We start from the raw sequence: 14,443 nt of genomic DNA on the forward strand, positions 1-14,443 counted from the left end.
CCTGAAAGGCAACCCGACATGCGTATCGAGATCTCCGGCCTGACCAAGAAGTACCGCGGCGGGGTGGCCGCCCTGGACGGCCTCGACCTGACCGTACCCACCGGCATGTTCGGCCTGCTGGGCGCCAACGGCGCGGGCAAGACCACGCTGATGCGCATCCTCGCCGGCATCGTGCGGCCGACGTCCGGCGCCGTGGCGGTGGGCGGGCACGACATCGCGACCGGCGCCGGCCGGACCGCCGTGCAACGCACCCTCGGCTACCTGCCGCAGGACCTGGGCGTCTACCCCGATCTGACCGCCCGCCAGTTCCTCGACTACGTCGCCCTGCTCAAGGGCATGGACGACCGGACGACGCGGCGCCGGCGCGTCGGCGAGCTGCTCGAGGTGGTGGCGCTGACCGAGCACGCCGACCGCCGGTTGCGCGGCTTCTCCGGCGGCATGCGGCAGCGGGTCGGCATCGCGCAGGCCCTCCTGGCCGACCCGCAACTGCTGATCGTGGACGAGCCGACCGCCGGCCTCGACCCGGAGGAGCGGATCCGCTTCCGCACGCTGCTGTCCCAGTTCGCCGGCCGCCGCACCGTGCTGCTGAGCACGCACATCGTCGACGACATCGGACAGACCTGCCGGGAGGTGGCGGTGCTCGCCAAGGGCCGGCTCATCTTCCGCGGAACGGTCGAGGAGCTGACCCGCCACGCCCAGGGCCGGGTCTGGTCGGTGGTGACCGACGGGCCGGCACCGACCGAGGGCACGGTGGTGTCCGCGCTGCCGCAGGACGACGGCATGCGCTACCGCATCGTGTCCCCGGCCGCGCCGAGCCCGGAAGCCCGGCCGGTCGAGCCCGGCCTGGAGGACGGCTACCTCGCGGTCATGGCCCGGTAGGCCCGGCGGGGCGTGTCCTCGGGTTTCGGCTCAGCGTTTCGTGATCTTGTAGCCGTAGCCGGGCAACGTCCCGCCGTCCACCTCGACCGCGGTCGCGTTGTGGTTGATCAGCGTGACCATGTCGCCGCGGGCGCAGGCCTCCACCCGGTCGGGCAGCCCGGCCCGCACCGGCTCGACCCCGGCATGCCCGGCCAGCGTCGCCACCACCGCGGCCTTGCCCGCGTCGTCGGCCAGCACCGCCAGGTAGTGCGCGCCGCCGCGCCGGGTGAAGGCCGCCTCGCCGTCCGCGAACGTCGCCAGCACCTCGGCGTCGTCGACCCGCAGCACCTCGCGCAGCGTCGAGCCGCGCTGGTCGCCCCAGGTGACCTCGTCGATGCCCTCGTACTCGAGCACAGCCACCCCGAGCGCCCCGCCCAGCCGCGTGGTGAAGCCGCCGGGCAGCAGCCTGTCGTATTCGTCGACCGCGTCGGTGAACGCCGTCGCCAGGAAGGTCCGGCCCGATTCCGCGTACGCCCGCAGCGGGCCCGCGTCCCGGATCAGGTAGAGCGACGGTGCCACCACCAGGTCGTAGGAGTCGAATGGTCCTTGGGGTCCGACCAGGTCGACCTGGATGTTGCGCCGGTGGAAGGCGGCATGCCAGCCCTGCACCTCGGCCGCGTAGTCGAATCGCGCCGGGTGATCGGGCTGGTCGATCGCCCACCAGTTCTCCCAGTCGAAGATCACCGCGACCCGCGCCTCACCGCCGGGTGCCGGAAGGTCGCCCAGCTCGGCCAGTTCCGCGCCCAGCTTTTCGATCTCGCGGAACGTCCGGGTTCCCGTCCCGGCGTGCGGCAGCATCGCCGAGTGGAACTTCTCCGAGCCGGCCGCGGCCTGCCGCCATTGGAAGAACAGCACCCCGTCGGCGCCGCGGCCGACCGCCTGCATGCTCAGCGCCGCCATCTGGCCGGGCGCCTTGGGCGCGTTGTTGGGCCGCCAGTTCACCGCGTTCGGCGCCTGCTCCATCAGCAGCCAGGGCGTGCCCGGCTTCAGCGAGCGCATCAGGTCGCGGGAGAACGCGGCGCCGCGGAACGATTCCGGGTCGCGCGGGTCGAAGTAGTTGTCGTCCGAGATCACGTCGAGTTCGGCGGCCCACGCGCGGTAGTCGGCGTGCGGGAACGCGCCCATGAAGTTGGTGGTGATCGGCTGGGTGGCGCCGGCCTCGCGGATGATCGCCTTCTCCATCCGGGCCAGGTCCAGCAGCGCGTCCGAGGAGAAGCGCCGGAAGTCGAGCAGGCCGCCCGGGTTGACGCTGGCCGGGGCGAGGCGGGGCGGCAGGATCTGCTCGAAGCTGGTGTAGCGCTGCGACCAGAACCAGGTGCCCCACGCGTCGTTCAGCGCGTCGATGTCGTCGGCGTACCGGGCGCTCAGCCAGACCCGGAACGCGTCCGCCGCCTGGTCCGAGTAGTCCAGCGCGGCGTGGCAGCCGAGCTCGTTGTTGAGGTGCCACAGGACCACCGCCGGGTGGTCCCGGTAGCGCTCGACGGTGGCCCGGGTCAGTTCGGCGGCCAACCGGCGGTAGTCCGGCGAGGTGGCCGCGTAGTGCTGCCGCCCGCCCGGCCAGCGCGTCGCGCCCTCCCGGGTCTCGGTGAGCATCCGCGGGTACTTCTGAGCGGCCCACGGCGGCGGTGACGCGGTGCCGGTGGCCAGGTCGACCGCGATCCCGCCCTCGTGCAGCCGGTCGATGATCCGGTCCAGCCAGCCGTAGTCGTACCGGCCCTCGGCCGGCTGGATGCGCGCCCAGGAGAAGACGCCGACGGTGGCCATCGTGACCCCGGCCTGTCGCATCAGCCGGACGTCCTCGGCCCAGACGTCCTCGGGCCACTGTTCCGGGTTGTAGTCGCCGCCGTACCAGATCGCCATGCGATCCAGTCTGCCCCTACAACGGCAGGTTGACCGAAGTCGGCCGTCCTCCGACGCAGGTGACGGTCATCCGGAACCGCTGGTTCCTGTTCTTGAAGATCGCGCTCGCGGCGACCACCGGACCGGCGTTGACCCGGTCGAGCTTCCACGGGTCGGCCGGCTCGTAGGCCAGCAGATGCGCCTTGCCGGCCTTGGTGCACTCGGCGGTCACCTGCCCGGCCTTCGAGGTGAGCACCTTCGTCCGCGCTGGGGTGGCCGAACTGCTGGCGGAGGGTTCGGCGCTCGGTTCGGCGCTCGGCGGCGGGGTCTCGGCGGCCGGCGACGTGGCCGGCCCCGCGCTGGTCGGTGCCACCACCGCGTCGTTGCGTCGCGGCGGCGCCTGGCCCGGTTTCGTGGTTGTCCGGGTGCCCGGAGTGGTCGCCGCCGGGGTCGAGATCGGCTGCTCCGACGGCGGCGGGAGGACAGCGGCCGGGTTGTCCGCCTGGCCTTCGCCCTCCGCCGACTGTGGGAGGAACGCCCAGGCCAGCAGGGCCGCGATCACTGCTGTGGTCACCCCGCCCGCGGCGATGATCCGGCGCCGTCGCTGGTTGCCCTTCGGCGCGACGGTACGGACATTGCCTGTTCTGTCCCCTCTGACGCGGGCGACATTTCCCGCCTTGAGCGCGGTTCCACCAGCGACGGGAACGACGGGTTCATCGGCCGCGTCCAGGAGGGTCTCGGACGCCTCCGCCGCGGTCGGGCGCTCGGCCGGGTCCTTGCGCAGACACCGGTTGACCAGGTCGACCACCTCGGACGGGACATCGGTCAGCTCGGGCAGCGGCTCCGGCTCGACGTAGACGTGCGCGTCCAGCATCTGCGTGGTCGTGTCGACGCTCCACGGCGAGTTGTTCGCCAGCATCCGGTAGAGCAGGACGCCCAGCGCGTACACGTCGGAGGCCGGCTCGATCCGGTCGCTGAGCAGCCGCTCCGGCGCCAGATAGGCCGGGGTGCCGAGCAACTCGTCGTCTGGCCGGCCGGGACCGGCCGAGGCCGCGATGCCGAAGTCGACCACCTTGGCCCGGGCCGGGGTGACCATCACGTTGGCCGGTTTGATGTCGCGGTGCACCAGCCCGTGCGCGTGCGCCGCGGCCAGCGCGGCCGCCACCTCGCCCCCGATCCGGAACGCCGCCCGCGGCGGGACCGGGCCCTGCACCACGCGCTCGGCCAGCGTCGGTCCGTTGATCAGTTCCATCACCACGTACGGCAGGCGGGCCTCGTCGTCGTCCGACTCGCCGTAGTCGTAGACCTGCGCGATGTTGGGGTGCGAGATGGTGGCGGCGGCACGGGCCTCGGCCTGGATCCGCGCGCGTGACTGCTCGTCGCCCGCGTACCGCCCGGCGAGAACCTTGATCGCCACCGGCCGGTTGAGAACCTCGTCGTGCGCCTTCCACACCACGGCCATGCCACCACTGCCGAGTTCATTCAGCAGTTTGTAGCGATCGCCGAGCCTCTGCTGCACCTCCACCCGAGGCAGTCTGCCAACCGGGAGCGGAAATGGCGAACCCTGGCGACACGGAATTCAATTCACATTGCTGGATTGAGCAACCGCCGTGTCGCTTTTGCGAGGTCAGCTAGCCTGTGATTGGTCCATCCACCACTCGGTGAATTGCCGCGCCTGACCGGCATTGTCCAGTCGCAGAACCCACAGATTCGAGTATTTCCGGTCCGGATAAACCGTCTCACCTTCAAGCATCGCCACCTCGTCGGTGACAATCAGCGGGTGCCAGGTGAAACTCCACGTGCCGGCCACGTCGCGGCGTTCCCGCCACTTGGCCACGATCTCGTCCCGGCCGCGCCACGGCGTCGCCCACGGCTCCGGGAAGTACGCCGCGTCCTCGGCGAAGAGACCGGCGACGTCGTCCGGATCGTTGCTCGTCCACGCGCGGCGGTAGCTGTCCACCCACGCGGTCACCGCGTCCAGATTCGTCATGGCTTGTCCGCCAGCCTGGTGAACTCCTCCATGCCACCGGACCAGAGGAAGGGCGACACCTGGGTCATGGCGATCGCGATCAGCCCCTGCGCCGGGTCGACGAGGAAGTCGGTGCCGTAGCCACCGGCCCAGCCGTACCGCCCCGAATCGAGAACCACCCCGAGGCCCATCCCCCAGCCGCTGCCGCTCAGCAGGAACGCGCCGCTCGCGATCTGCTCGGGTGACAGATGGTTCGTGGTCATCAGCTCGACCGAGTGCTCGGACAGCAACCGGGTGCCGCCGTGCACCCCCCGGTTCAGCAGCAGCCGCGCGAAGGCCAGGAAGTCGTCCACGGTCGAGGCCAGCCCGCCCGAGCCGGACGGGAACGGCGGCTCCGCCAGCCAGTGCTCCGGCGCGGTCGCGAGGTTTTCCACCTTGCCGTCCAGGTACTGCGCCGGCAGCCGCTCGGCCAGCTCACGCGGCAGCGCGAAGCCGGTGTGCGTCATCCCCAGCGGCTCGAAGATCCGGTCGGCCAGCACGGCGCCCAACGCCTGCCCGGTCGCCCGGGAGATCAGCGCGCCGAGCACCAGCGTCCCGGTGTTGTACATCCACTTCTCGCCCGGCTGATGGATGAGCGGAAGGCTCGCGAACCGGCGCACCCACTCGTCCACGCCGAACGGCGACCGCGGCTCCGGCGGCCCGAACATCAGGTCGAGCTCGGCGCCCCGGCGCACCACCGGCACCGGCGGATCCATCTCCGGCTCCACGATCATGCCGTGGCCCAGCCGGAACGTGAGCAGGTCGTCCACGGTGACCGGACGGCTCAGCGGGACCGTGTCGTCGAGCTCAGCGTCGTACGCCCGCAGCACCCGCTGGCCGGCCAGCTCTGGCAGCAGCCGGTGGACCGGCTCCTCCAGGTCGAACAGGCCGTCCTCGACCAGCATCAACGCGGCGGCGGCCAGGATCGGCTTGGTCATCGAGGCGATCCGGAACGGGGTGTCCCGGCGCATCGGGACGTCACCGCCGAACGCGGTCACACCGATCGCCTCGACCGTGACGTCGTCGTCGCGGGCCACGAGGGTCACGATGCCGGGCATCTCGCCCCGCTCGACCCGGGCCGCCATGGCGGCGTTCAGCTCTTCGGCAGGCATGGGATCAGCCTGCCAGAGCTTCGCTCTCCTGGCGCGCCGGCCGGAGCACCCTCGTCCTGTTCAGCCGGCCAGGGCTTTGCTCTCCCGGCGCGCCAGCCGGAGCACCCACCAGCCGATCAGGGCGCCGCCGGTGTTCGCGATCAGGTCGTTGATGTCGACCGTACGGCGGGAACCGAGCGTGATGTCGAGCAGCAGCTGGGTCAGCTCGATGCTCAGCGACGCACCCAGGGCCAGCCAGCCGAGCCGGGCCGCCGTGGCGCCGGCCCGTCGCCAGATCAGCGGCACGAGCACGCCGAACGGCACGAACATGACCACGTTGAGGATCATGCTCAGCGGGTCGACGACGAACGGAACCCAGCGGATCATCGCCTGCCACGGCACATGGCCCCAGTAGTCGAAGGCGCGCACCGGCACCACCGTCACGGCGAGCACGCCGGCGGCGTACGCCAGGAAAAGTAGTCGGAGCCGCAGCACACCCGCAAAGCTAGCCAACCGCCGGTAGTAACCCCCCGTCACTGCAGTCGACGGCTCCGCGGAGGTCCCCGACATCACCAAGCTCCCGCCGGAGATCAAGGCCGTCATCGCCGACGTCCACGGCCAGGCAACGGCCGACCTGTTCCTGGTCGGCGCCGTCTTCGGTTGGTCGACGTGAACCCTCATCGTCGGGTGGCAGTTCCTCGAACGCGATCGGGCGGCCCACCATGTCACCGATGATGCTCACCTGTTCGGCCTGGCTGAGTGACTCGGGGCCGGTCAGGACGTAGTCACCGCCGACGTGCCCGTCTTCGTACAGGGTTCGCGCGACGACCTCGGTAACGTCCCGGTCGTCGACGGGGGCGGTCTCTGCCGCGCCGTGCGGCCACCGGACCACGCCGTCGCCGCGGATGGAGGCGGCCCACCAGGACAGCGCGTTCGATGCGAACATCCCGGGCCGGATGATCGTCGACTCGAGTCCGGTGGCCGCGATGAGCCGCTCGATCTCGGCGTGCAGCGCTGCCATCGGGTTCGGCTGCCGGAAGAACGGGTGCGGGGTCCGGTGCGGGGCGGAGAGGCAGAAGATCGCCGGCGGGCGGACGGCACTCGATGTGCGATCCGAGGCGATCGCCGACGCCGACGCCGACCAAGCCTTTGCCGGGTTGCGCCACGGAGAGGGCGGTTGTTAGTCCACTTCGACGAAGGGCGTCAGCCGCGCGGGGCGTACATGATGATCGCGACCCCGACCAGGCAGATGGTCGCGCCGGTCACATCCCAGCGGTCCGGCCGGAAGCCGTCGACCAGCGTGCCCCAAACCAGCGAGCCCGCGACGAAGATCCCGCCGTAGGCGGCCAGGATCCGGCCGAATTGCGGGTCCGGCTGGAGCGTCGCCACGAAGCCGTAAGCGCCGAGGGCCAGCACGCCGAGCCCGGCGAAGAGCAGTCCACGATGTTCACGGACGCCCTGCCAGACGAGCCAGGCCCCGCCGATCTCGGCCAGTGCCGCGAGAAGGAAGAGCACGATGGACCGCAGGACGTTCATGTCCCACAGTCAACCCGAGGACCGGTCAGGCCGGGCGCAACCCCACCGAGGTGCGCGGCGACGGCGGCTCGGCGCAGCCCAGGAGGCCGACCAGCCCGGACACCCAGAGCTGGCGGTAGACCGTGGGGCTGGGATGGCTGACCACCAGCTTGACGTTGCTGGCGGCGGCCGCGTGGAAGCACGCGACCAGGATCCCGATGCCGATGCTGTCGATCAGCATCACGCGTTGGAGATCGAGGCAGATCTTGCCCGGCGTGGTCGAGGTGAGGACGTCGTTGACGGCGTCCCGCATCACGTGGGCGTTGTCGAGGTCGATCTCGCCGCTCGGCGCGATCTCGACGGTGCCGTCGGCCAATTGGCGCGTGGTGATCGGCAGATACACGGCTGCCCTCTTCCTGGCGTCGTACGGCCGACGCCGGCCTCTCGCGGGGATGCATCGCGCTGAACTGCCGCGTATGCGTAGCGCCCTGCCCAAGGCGCCCCGGGACCGCGTTCAACAACAATCCGCTGGTCTGCAAGTTACGCCACGTAGGCGTGGAACGCCAGAGTAGTTCATATGGCCGGAATGTGCTGGAACGGTCAGGAGCAGTGATGAACGTTGACGCTTGGCTGTCGGTTGCCCTTTACTCTCGGTATGCGGTGGATCGCCTTCAGCCATGAATGACTCTCATGCCCGGAACGCTCCGGGTACCTGGGATCCACCCCAGATGTCGCACTTCAACAGCGCGGACATCGATCAGGTGCGGACCATGCTAAATCGGTTCTACTATCCGATCTCGGTCGGTGCGCCGGAGGGCCACGACAGCTTCAAGATCGGTGCCGAAGTGATCCAACTCGGACCCGTGACGATCGGGCACCTCACTTTCGGGGCTCCGGTGACGCTGATCGCGTCGGAACTGGACGCCTACCATGTCACGATCCCGACCACCGGCCGCATGCAGTCGCGACACGCCGGCCACGAGGTTTTCGCGCACCCGTCGACGGGCGCCGTGTTCGGTCCGGGCAGCCCGGTCTACACGTTGCACGGCGCCGATTCCGCCGAGCTCGACGTGAAGCTGGAGCGCCCGGCTTTGGAGGCGGAGCTGGCGGCGCTGCTGGGTCACCCGGTCGAGGGACCGCTCGGCCTGCCGCCGACGATCGACGTCTCGGACGGCCCGGGTCTGAGCTGGTGCCGGCTGGTACAGAACATGCACGACGAGTGCGCCCTCCCGGACAGCCTCGTGCATCGGGGCCCGATCGCCGTCCGGATGCGCCGGCTCATCCTCGGCGGCCTGCTCTTCGCGCTGCCGCACCGCTACCACGACGAGCTGACCGCTCCGGCGCAGCCGAGTCCGCCGCGGGCGGTCCGGCGTGCGCAGGAGGTCATCGAGGCGGAGCCGGAGCGGGCTTTCACGGTGACCGACCTCGCCGAGGTGGCGAGGGTCAGCGTCCGGTCGCTGCAGGACGGATTCCGCAAGCATGCGGGGTGCTCACCCATGGGTTACCTGCAGCGGGTACGCCTTCAGCGCGCTCGCGCCGACCTGGTGCGCGCCGACCCGGCCAGGGACACGGTGGCCGCGATCGCCCACCGCTGGGGGTTCGCGCATCTGGGCCGCTTCGCGTCCGCCTACCGGACCCGGTACCAGGAGTCCCCGTCGGAGACGCTCCGGACCTAGAACACCCGATGGACCTGGAACACCCGATGGACCTGGAACGCCCCGATCGGGTGACCGCGTTGACCCGTGCGGGTGACGGCTGGTGAAGTTACTCGCCGGGATCGAAGCGCCGCGGCTGGGGGAGCTCGCCGACGCGGTGCGCAGGGCCACGCTCGCCGAGCAGGTGCCCTCGCGGCGGAACCCAGTCACGCCAGGGGCCCAGGTGGGGCGGGACGGCCGCGGTCTCGCCGTCGCCGGCGCCGCGGAGGGACTGGAGGTACACGATCAGGCGCTGCGCCGCCGCCGAACCGTCCTCGGCCAGGCTCCGCAGCACCCGCAGCGTGTCGTCGAAGGCCGGGTCGTCGGGCTGGAGCCGCCCGAGCAGGGCCGCGAGACCGCCCAACGCCTGCACCACGTCGCAGGCGTCCCGCTCGGCGTCCGGCAGATTGGTCACTGCCCGCGATCCTCACGATCGGTCATTTCGCTCATGTTCTCCTCGCCCCCGCGCGTGCTTCAACCAGGGTTTGCGCACACGTGACAAGCGAGAACGTATTCGCCCGGCTACACAGCGTCCATCCGATGCGCGCAGAGGCTGTCCGCTTCGCGCTCGCTTCGACCACGGACTCACCGATCGTCCGTTTCGCACCGCGCAGGATGGTGTAAGGCGCAAACATACCCGCATCGACCCAGGTCACGGCCGGTGTTGGGCATCGGCGGCGACGGACGGCCGGTCCGATTCCACAACAGACCCCGCGGGCCGTGGACGCACATCGGCGAAGACCACCCGGACGGGTAACCCGGCGCCGGAGGAAGATCGCGGATAGGCCGGCGGTTGCCGGGTATGGGATCCGAAAGGGTCATGCGAAGGAGGGGAAGATGGTCGAGCCGATTCAGCCGCTCGAGGAGACGCCCGAGGTCGCGGACGCGGTGGAGGACGACGTCGCGGTGTCCGCGTTCATCACCGGCGGCGGCCCCGACGAGGACACACCCGAGTTCCTGCCGCCGGGCGCCGAGCCCGTGGTGCGGACCGGCGCGGAGCAGCCGTGGGATCCGGCCGATCTGGCCGTCGCCCAGGGCAAGGACCCGACACCGGAGAACGTCGAACGGGCCCGCGCCGAGCTCGATCGCGACGGCGCCGCCGCGATCGAACGAACGGTCCCCTGAACGCATCCGCGGGGGCGGCCCCCCACCGGTCCGCCCCCGCGGATGTGCACGTCCAGGGCCCTAGAGGTGGGTGTCCAGATCGTCGAGGTCGGTGACGAACCAGATGTGCCGGCCTCGGTTGGACTCCCGGACCAGGTCGCGCAGCGCGTCGCTGGCCGCGACCTGCTCGCCGATGTCGCCGACCACGGCCAGCCGGATCCGGTAGTTCACGAATTTCTGCATGATCTCGCCGGCCAGCCCGCTGCGGAGCCGGAAGAAGCTCTCGTCGAGCCGGCCGGCCGGGATCGCGACCACGTCGCTGCGCCCGAACGCCGACCCGATCACGTCGAGCGCGTCCTGCGGTGTGGCGATCGGTGGCCCGTCGGCCGCGCACATCAGCACCGCCACGCCGCCTCGCCGTTCGACGATCTCGTCCTCAGTCATCCGACCCGCCCTCCCCCGCCACCGCTGCCAGGAATCCGTCGATCGTGATCAGCACATCGGCCGCGGCCGCCGGCGGGCCGAGGACGATCAGTTTCAGGTGGCCGCGCGACGCGTCGTAGACCGACTGGACCCGCAGCCCTCGCACCTGCTGCACCCCCGCGACGACCAGCGTGCTCACCCGGTCGGCGAGTTGGGCCGTCACGTCATCGAGCTCCACCACCGCCGTCACGTGCACCGACGCCGCCGCTCGCGGACTGCCGGTGAACGCGTCCAGGTCACGCTGCGCGATCCGGTACTGCTTGCCGATGCGGACCGCGGGCAGCCGGCCGTCACGGATGTAGCCCCGCACCGTCCGGACGTGCAGACCCAGAAGCCCGGCGACCTGCTCCGGTGAGTGCCACTCCATGGTTCCCTATCGTACGCTCAAAGCAAGCTTTTAAGGAATTCTAGGGAAGGTCACGGGACCAGTTCTGACCCACGAGTCGCACGCCGAAGCTGTCGTGCGGCTCCTCGTCGTCGAGCGTGAAGCCGGCCGCCTGATAGATCTTGCGGGCCGACGTGAGGACGTCGTTGGTCCAGAGCGTGATGCGCCGATATCCCGCCGCCGTGGCGAAGGACAGGCACTCACCGACCAGCCGGGCGCCGAGCCCGTGCCCCCGGAAGGCCGGATCGACCAGCAGGATCCGCAGCTTCGCGGTCTCCGGGCCGGCCTCCACGCAGAAGACGCAGCCGGCCCGCCGCCCGTCCACCTCGGCGATCCAGGCGGCGTCGCGGGCGGGATCCCGCTTGTCCGCGAAGTCGGCCACGATCCGCGCCACGAGCTGCTCGAAGGTGGCGTCCCACCCGTACTCGGCCGCGTAGACCTCGCCGTGCGCCATCACCACCCAGCCCAGGTCACCCGGCACGCCCAAGGGCCGGACCAGCACCGTCATCGGGCCACCACCTATCCACTGAAACGACTGTTTCAGTAGGATGCCCGGATGGTCAGCGAGACGGCAAGCCCCCGCCGGACGGAACTGCTCGAGGCGGCGTACGGCTACGCGCTGGCGCACGGCCTGGCCGACCTGTCGCTGCGTCCCCTGGCGGCGGCGATCGGTTCCAGCCCGCGGGTGCTGCTCTACCTCTTCGGATCCAAGGAGGGCCTGATCCGCGAGCTGCTGGCCCGCGCACGCGCCGACGAGGTGGCCCTGCTGCGCTCGGCGCCGGCCGGCGGCCTCGCCGAGACCACGCTGATGATCTGGGGCTGGCTCTCCGACCCGGCCCACCGCGCGCTGCTGACCCTGTGGACGGAGGCCTACGCGCGGTCACTCATCGACCCGGACGGCCCGTGGTCGGCCTTCGCCGCCGAAACCGTCCGTGACTGGCTGGCCCTGCTTGCCGCCGCCCAGCCCGAGTCCATCCGCGACACCCCGGCCGCCGAGGCCGCGCGCACCGCCGCCCTGGCCCTGCTCCGCGGCGCCCTGCTCGACCTGCTGGCGACCGGCGATCACGCCCGCACGACGGCCGCCGTCCACGCCGCCCTGCCGCCCGGGTGATGCGTATACGTGCTCAGAGCAAAACGACCGCGATCAGGTGACGGTGACCGTGATGCCGTGCCACCCGGTGGCGCCGGACGGGAACGGGGTGACCCGGGCTTCGGGCTGGACGGCGCCGGTGTCGTCGGTCGCCCGGACGGTGAGCGTGTGCGGGCCGGCGGCCGGCTTCCACGGCAGGCGCCACTGGACCCAGGTGTCGGTGGACGGCGTGGGCAGCAGGTCCGCCCGCTGCCACGAGCCGTCGTCGACCCGCACCTCCACGGTCCGGATGCCGCGGCCCTGCGCCCAGGCCACCCCGGCGATCGTCGCGTCGCCGGCCGGCACCTCGGCGAACGGCTGCGGGCGGTCGATCCGGGACGCCGTCTTCACCGGCGCTTGCGCGGCCCAGCCTCGGCGTACCCAGTAGGCGTCGAACTCCGCGAACGTCGTCAGCTCCAGCTCGGTCACCCACTTGCAGGCCCCGGCGTACCCGAAGAGCCCGGGTGTCAGCATGCGCACCGGAAAGCCGTGCTCGAGCGGCAGCGGCTCGCCGTTCATCCCGACGCAGAGCATCGCGTCCCGGCCGTCCAGCACCGTCGCGGTCGGCGTGCCGATCGTCATGCCCTCGGCCGACCGGGCCACCAGCTGGTCGGCGCCGGGATCGATGCCCACCTCGCGCAGCAGCGGCGCCAGCGGAACGCCGAGCCACCTGGCGGTGCCGATGTAGGGCCCGCCGACCTCGTTGGACACGCAGTTCAGAGTGATCACGCGCTCGATCAGCGGCCGGTCGAGCAGGTCGGCGAAGCTCAGCGTCTGCTCCCGGCCGACCATCCCGTGGACGCGCAGCCGCCAAGAGTCCACGTCGATCCGCGGCACGGTCAGCGCGGTGTCCACCCGGTAGAACCCGGCGTTCGGCGTCACGAAGCCCGGGCCCACGCCGGTGGGCAACGGCTTCGCCGGGTCGGCGGCGGCCGGCAGTTTGATGGCCGCGCGCGATGCCGTCACCGCCCCGCCGCGAGCCCGCTTCACCACGGCGGCAGCCCCGCCGGCGGCCACCGTCCCTCCAGCGATCACGGCCGCGGCCTGCAAAAAGGCGCGACGGTCCACGAGTACGCGCGAAGGCTTGCCCAAAGCAGAAGCAGCAGGGGAGGCTGCGACGGCTGGAACCCGGCGTGCGGCCCCCACCAGCAATACCCCGGCCACGGCGGCGGCCAGCAGCGACGGCACCGCGTCATAGATCCCCGCGGCGGGCCGCGACAGCGCCGCACCCGCGCCGGCAACTCCCAGAATCCCCGCGCCGACAATGCCGAACCACCATCGCCGGGCCGTCAGCAGGCCGACCACGGCGGCGAACACCACCAGCACGACCCCGATCGACCCGAGGAGCACCGGCTTGTCGGCGGTCCCGAGCTCCCGCACCGCGAATTCCTTGACCGGCGTCGGAGTGGCATCGATGATCGCCCCGCCCACCGCGACCAGCGGCCCCGCCGGCGGCCGGGTGGCGGCGGCCAGCAGCTCGCCCACGGCGACCCCGGCCGCGGCGGCCAGGACACCGAGCACAGCGGAAGATCCGGTCCGGCGCATGATGTCTCCTCCAGGAAGAAAGGGACCGGCCGCCGAGAGGCGGCCGGCCGTCCCGTCGTCACTTCTTGGGCATCAGGACCGTGTCGATGATGTAGACGGTGGCGTTGGCCGTCTGCACGTTGCCGCAGACCACGGCCGACGTCCCGTCCACCTTGAACATCTCGCCGCTGCCCTCGACGGTCAGCGACCCGCCCTCCAGGGTCTTGTGCGTGCCGGCGAGCTGCTCCGGCGTCAGCTTCCCGGGTACCACGTGGAAGGTCAGGATGCTGGTCAGGGTCTTCTTGTCGGCGAGGACCTTCTTGAGGTCGGCGGCCGGGATCTTGTCGAACGCCGAGTTGGCCGGCGCGAAGACGGTCAGGTCCGGCGCGGTGTTCAGCGAGTCGACCAGGTTGGCCTGCTTCACGGCGGCCACCAGTGTGGACAGCACCGGGTTGCCGGACGCGGCGGTCGCCACGGGCACCTTGGCCATCGAGGCGAAACTGCCCGGGTTGGACTCGTCGGTCGGCACGGCCGAGCAGCCGGGGCCGAAGTTGGTCATCGTCTCCGGCGCGGCGCTGCTCATCATGGGCGACGGCGCGGCCGCCGGTGCCGCCGCGCCGCTGGAGTCATCCGAGGAGGACCCGCAGGCGGCGATCGAGACGGTGAAGAAGGCGGCCGCAGCGAGCGCGGAGATCTTGGTCAGTCGCATTGTTTTGCCCCTCTTTGTGATTTTCTGTCACAAAGGATTCGGAG

At 71.1% G+C, this 14,443-nt stretch carries 18 protein-coding genes; 4 read left to right on the plus strand and 14 right to left on the minus strand.

The features are described from left to right. Window positions 1–18: 18 nt before the first annotated feature. Window positions 19–879 (plus strand): ABC transporter ATP-binding protein, encoded by an 861-nt coding sequence (locus tag QSK31_RS30420; protein WP_285687949.1) that lies wholly within the window; start codon window positions 19–21, stop codon window positions 877–879. Between the two features lie 30 nt (window positions 880–909). Here QSK31_RS30420 and QSK31_RS30425 read toward each other — a convergent pair whose 3' ends face one another. The 8 genes from QSK31_RS30425 to QSK31_RS30460 form a co-directional block, all read right to left on the minus strand. Next, window positions 910–2,778, minus strand: a complete 1,869-nt coding sequence (locus QSK31_RS30425) for a beta-galactosidase (RefSeq protein WP_285687951.1) — start codon at window positions 2,776–2,778, stop codon at window positions 910–912. A 16-nt stretch (window positions 2,779–2,794) separates the two neighbouring features. Next, window positions 2,795–4,282, minus strand: a complete 1,488-nt coding sequence (locus QSK31_RS30430; protein WP_285687952.1) for a serine/threonine-protein kinase — start codon at window positions 4,280–4,282, stop codon at window positions 2,795–2,797. Between the two features lie 102 nt (window positions 4,283–4,384). Then, on the minus strand, window positions 4,385–4,747 hold the full coding sequence (locus tag QSK31_RS30435; protein ID WP_285687953.1) for a nuclear transport factor 2 family protein: 363 nt from the start codon (window positions 4,745–4,747) through the stop codon (window positions 4,385–4,387). Further along, window positions 4,744–5,877, minus strand: a complete 1,134-nt coding sequence (locus QSK31_RS30440) for a serine hydrolase domain-containing protein (protein ID WP_285687954.1) — start codon at window positions 5,875–5,877, stop codon at window positions 4,744–4,746. The genes QSK31_RS30435 and QSK31_RS30440 overlap by 4 nt, the downstream gene beginning before the upstream one ends. A 60-nt stretch (window positions 5,878–5,937) precedes the next feature. Further along, window positions 5,938–6,351, minus strand: coding sequence for a VanZ family protein (locus tag QSK31_RS30445; protein WP_285687955.1), 414 nt, complete (start codon window positions 6,349–6,351; stop codon window positions 5,938–5,940). Between the two features lie 10 nt (window positions 6,352–6,361). Beyond that, a complete protein-coding gene (locus QSK31_RS30450; RefSeq protein WP_285687956.1) occupies window positions 6,362–6,877 on the minus strand; it encodes a Rossmann-fold NAD(P)-binding domain-containing protein in 516 nt (171 codons plus the stop codon). A 182-nt stretch (window positions 6,878–7,059) separates the two neighbouring features. Beyond that, window positions 7,060–7,392 (minus strand): YnfA family protein, encoded by a 333-nt coding sequence (locus QSK31_RS30455; protein ID WP_285687957.1) that lies wholly within the window; start codon window positions 7,390–7,392, stop codon window positions 7,060–7,062. Between the two features lie 25 nt (window positions 7,393–7,417). Further along, window positions 7,418–7,774 carry an STAS domain-containing protein gene (locus tag QSK31_RS30460; protein ID WP_285687958.1) on the minus strand — a complete coding sequence of 119 codons (357 nt, stop codon included), beginning with the start codon at window positions 7,772–7,774 and terminating at the stop codon, window positions 7,418–7,420. A 367-nt stretch (window positions 7,775–8,141) separates the two neighbouring features. On the opposite strand from QSK31_RS30460, the gene QSK31_RS30465 reads away from it, so the two are divergent. Continuing rightward, window positions 8,142–9,047 (plus strand): helix-turn-helix transcriptional regulator, encoded by a 906-nt coding sequence (locus QSK31_RS30465; RefSeq protein WP_285687959.1) that lies wholly within the window; start codon window positions 8,142–8,144, stop codon window positions 9,045–9,047. An 88-nt stretch (window positions 9,048–9,135) separates the two neighbouring features. Here QSK31_RS30465 and QSK31_RS30470 read toward each other — a convergent pair whose 3' ends face one another. Continuing rightward, the gene (locus QSK31_RS30470; protein WP_285687960.1) at window positions 9,136–9,480 is read right to left on the minus strand and encodes a hypothetical protein; all 345 of its coding nucleotides are present in this window, start codon (window positions 9,478–9,480) and stop codon (window positions 9,136–9,138) included. A 422-nt stretch (window positions 9,481–9,902) separates the two neighbouring features. On the opposite strand from QSK31_RS30470, the gene QSK31_RS30475 reads away from it, so the two are divergent. Then, window positions 9,903–10,190: a hypothetical protein gene (locus tag QSK31_RS30475; protein ID WP_285687961.1), complete on the plus strand. Its 288-nt coding sequence runs from the start codon at window positions 9,903–9,905 to the stop codon at window positions 10,188–10,190. A gap of 60 nt (window positions 10,191–10,250) precedes the next feature. Here QSK31_RS30475 and QSK31_RS30480 read toward each other — a convergent pair whose 3' ends face one another. The 3 genes from QSK31_RS30480 to QSK31_RS30490 are packed head-to-tail and all read right to left on the minus strand — an operon-like array spanning window position 10,251 to window position 11,545. Next, window positions 10,251–10,613 (minus strand): DUF4180 domain-containing protein, encoded by a 363-nt coding sequence (locus tag QSK31_RS30480; protein ID WP_285687962.1) that lies wholly within the window; start codon window positions 10,611–10,613, stop codon window positions 10,251–10,253. Next, window positions 10,606–11,019, minus strand: coding sequence for a helix-turn-helix domain-containing protein (locus tag QSK31_RS30485; RefSeq protein WP_285687963.1), 414 nt, complete (start codon window positions 11,017–11,019; stop codon window positions 10,606–10,608). Before QSK31_RS30485 ends, QSK31_RS30480 begins: the two co-directional genes overlap by 8 nt. Window positions 11,020–11,059: 40 nt before the next feature. Beyond that, window positions 11,060–11,545, minus strand: coding sequence for a GNAT family N-acetyltransferase (locus tag QSK31_RS30490; RefSeq protein ID WP_285687964.1), 486 nt, complete (start codon window positions 11,543–11,545; stop codon window positions 11,060–11,062). A 48-nt stretch (window positions 11,546–11,593) separates the two neighbouring features. Between QSK31_RS30490 and QSK31_RS30495 the strand changes: the two genes are divergently transcribed. Beyond that, complete coding sequence (locus QSK31_RS30495; protein WP_285687965.1) at window positions 11,594–12,148, plus strand: TetR/AcrR family transcriptional regulator; 555 nt, start codon at window positions 11,594–11,596, stop codon at window positions 12,146–12,148. Between the two features lie 33 nt (window positions 12,149–12,181). Here QSK31_RS30495 and QSK31_RS30500 read toward each other — a convergent pair whose 3' ends face one another. Together QSK31_RS30500 and QSK31_RS30505 are read right to left on the minus strand one after the other, a co-directional pair. Beyond that, the gene (locus tag QSK31_RS30500; protein ID WP_285687967.1) at window positions 12,182–13,711 is read right to left on the minus strand and encodes a molybdopterin-dependent oxidoreductase; all 1,530 of its coding nucleotides are present in this window, start codon (window positions 13,709–13,711) and stop codon (window positions 12,182–12,184) included. A 58-nt stretch (window positions 13,712–13,769) separates the two neighbouring features. Continuing rightward, the gene (locus QSK31_RS30505; protein ID WP_285687969.1) at window positions 13,770–14,399 is read right to left on the minus strand and encodes a fasciclin domain-containing protein; all 630 of its coding nucleotides are present in this window, start codon (window positions 14,397–14,399) and stop codon (window positions 13,770–13,772) included. Window positions 14,400–14,443: the final 44 nt, after the last annotated feature.

It is taken from the genome of Actinoplanes sp. NBRC 103695, from assembly GCF_030269485.1.
Taxonomy (GTDB): Bacteria; Actinomycetota; Actinomycetes; order Mycobacteriales; family Micromonosporaceae; genus Actinoplanes.

Coding starts and splice junctions, on each gene's coding strand:
- QSK31_RS30420 (WP_285687949.1), top strand. CDS start 19: ATGCGTATCGAGATCTCCGGCCTGACCAAGAAGTACCGCGGCGGGGTG.
- QSK31_RS30425 (WP_285687951.1), bottom strand. CDS start 2,778: ATGGCGATCTGGTACGGCGGCGACTACAACCCGGAACAGTGGCCCGAG.
- QSK31_RS30435 (WP_285687953.1), bottom strand. CDS start 4,747: ATGACGAATCTGGACGCGGTGACCGCGTGGGTGGACAGCTACCGCCGC.
- QSK31_RS30440 (WP_285687954.1), bottom strand. CDS start 5,877: ATGCCTGCCGAAGAGCTGAACGCCGCCATGGCGGCCCGGGTCGAGCGG.
- QSK31_RS30450 (WP_285687956.1), bottom strand. CDS start 6,877: ATGGCAGCGCTGCACGCCGAGATCGAGCGGCTCATCGCGGCCACCGGA.
- QSK31_RS30455 (WP_285687957.1), bottom strand. CDS start 7,392: ATGAACGTCCTGCGGTCCATCGTGCTCTTCCTTCTCGCGGCACTGGCC.
- QSK31_RS30465 (WP_285687959.1), top strand. CDS start 8,142: ATGCTAAATCGGTTCTACTATCCGATCTCGGTCGGTGCGCCGGAGGGC.
- QSK31_RS30475 (WP_285687961.1), top strand. CDS start 9,903: ATGGTCGAGCCGATTCAGCCGCTCGAGGAGACGCCCGAGGTCGCGGAC.
- QSK31_RS30480 (WP_285687962.1), bottom strand. CDS start 10,613: ATGACTGAGGACGAGATCGTCGAACGGCGAGGCGGCGTGGCGGTGCTG.
- QSK31_RS30485 (WP_285687963.1), bottom strand. CDS start 11,019: ATGGAGTGGCACTCACCGGAGCAGGTCGCCGGGCTTCTGGGTCTGCAC.
- QSK31_RS30490 (WP_285687964.1), bottom strand. CDS start 11,545: ATGACGGTGCTGGTCCGGCCCTTGGGCGTGCCGGGTGACCTGGGCTGG.
- QSK31_RS30495 (WP_285687965.1), top strand. CDS start 11,594: ATGGTCAGCGAGACGGCAAGCCCCCGCCGGACGGAACTGCTCGAGGCG.
- QSK31_RS30500 (WP_285687967.1), bottom strand. CDS start 13,711: ATGCGCCGGACCGGATCTTCCGCTGTGCTCGGTGTCCTGGCCGCCGCG.
- QSK31_RS30505 (WP_285687969.1), bottom strand. CDS start 14,399: ATGCGACTGACCAAGATCTCCGCGCTCGCTGCGGCCGCCTTCTTCACC.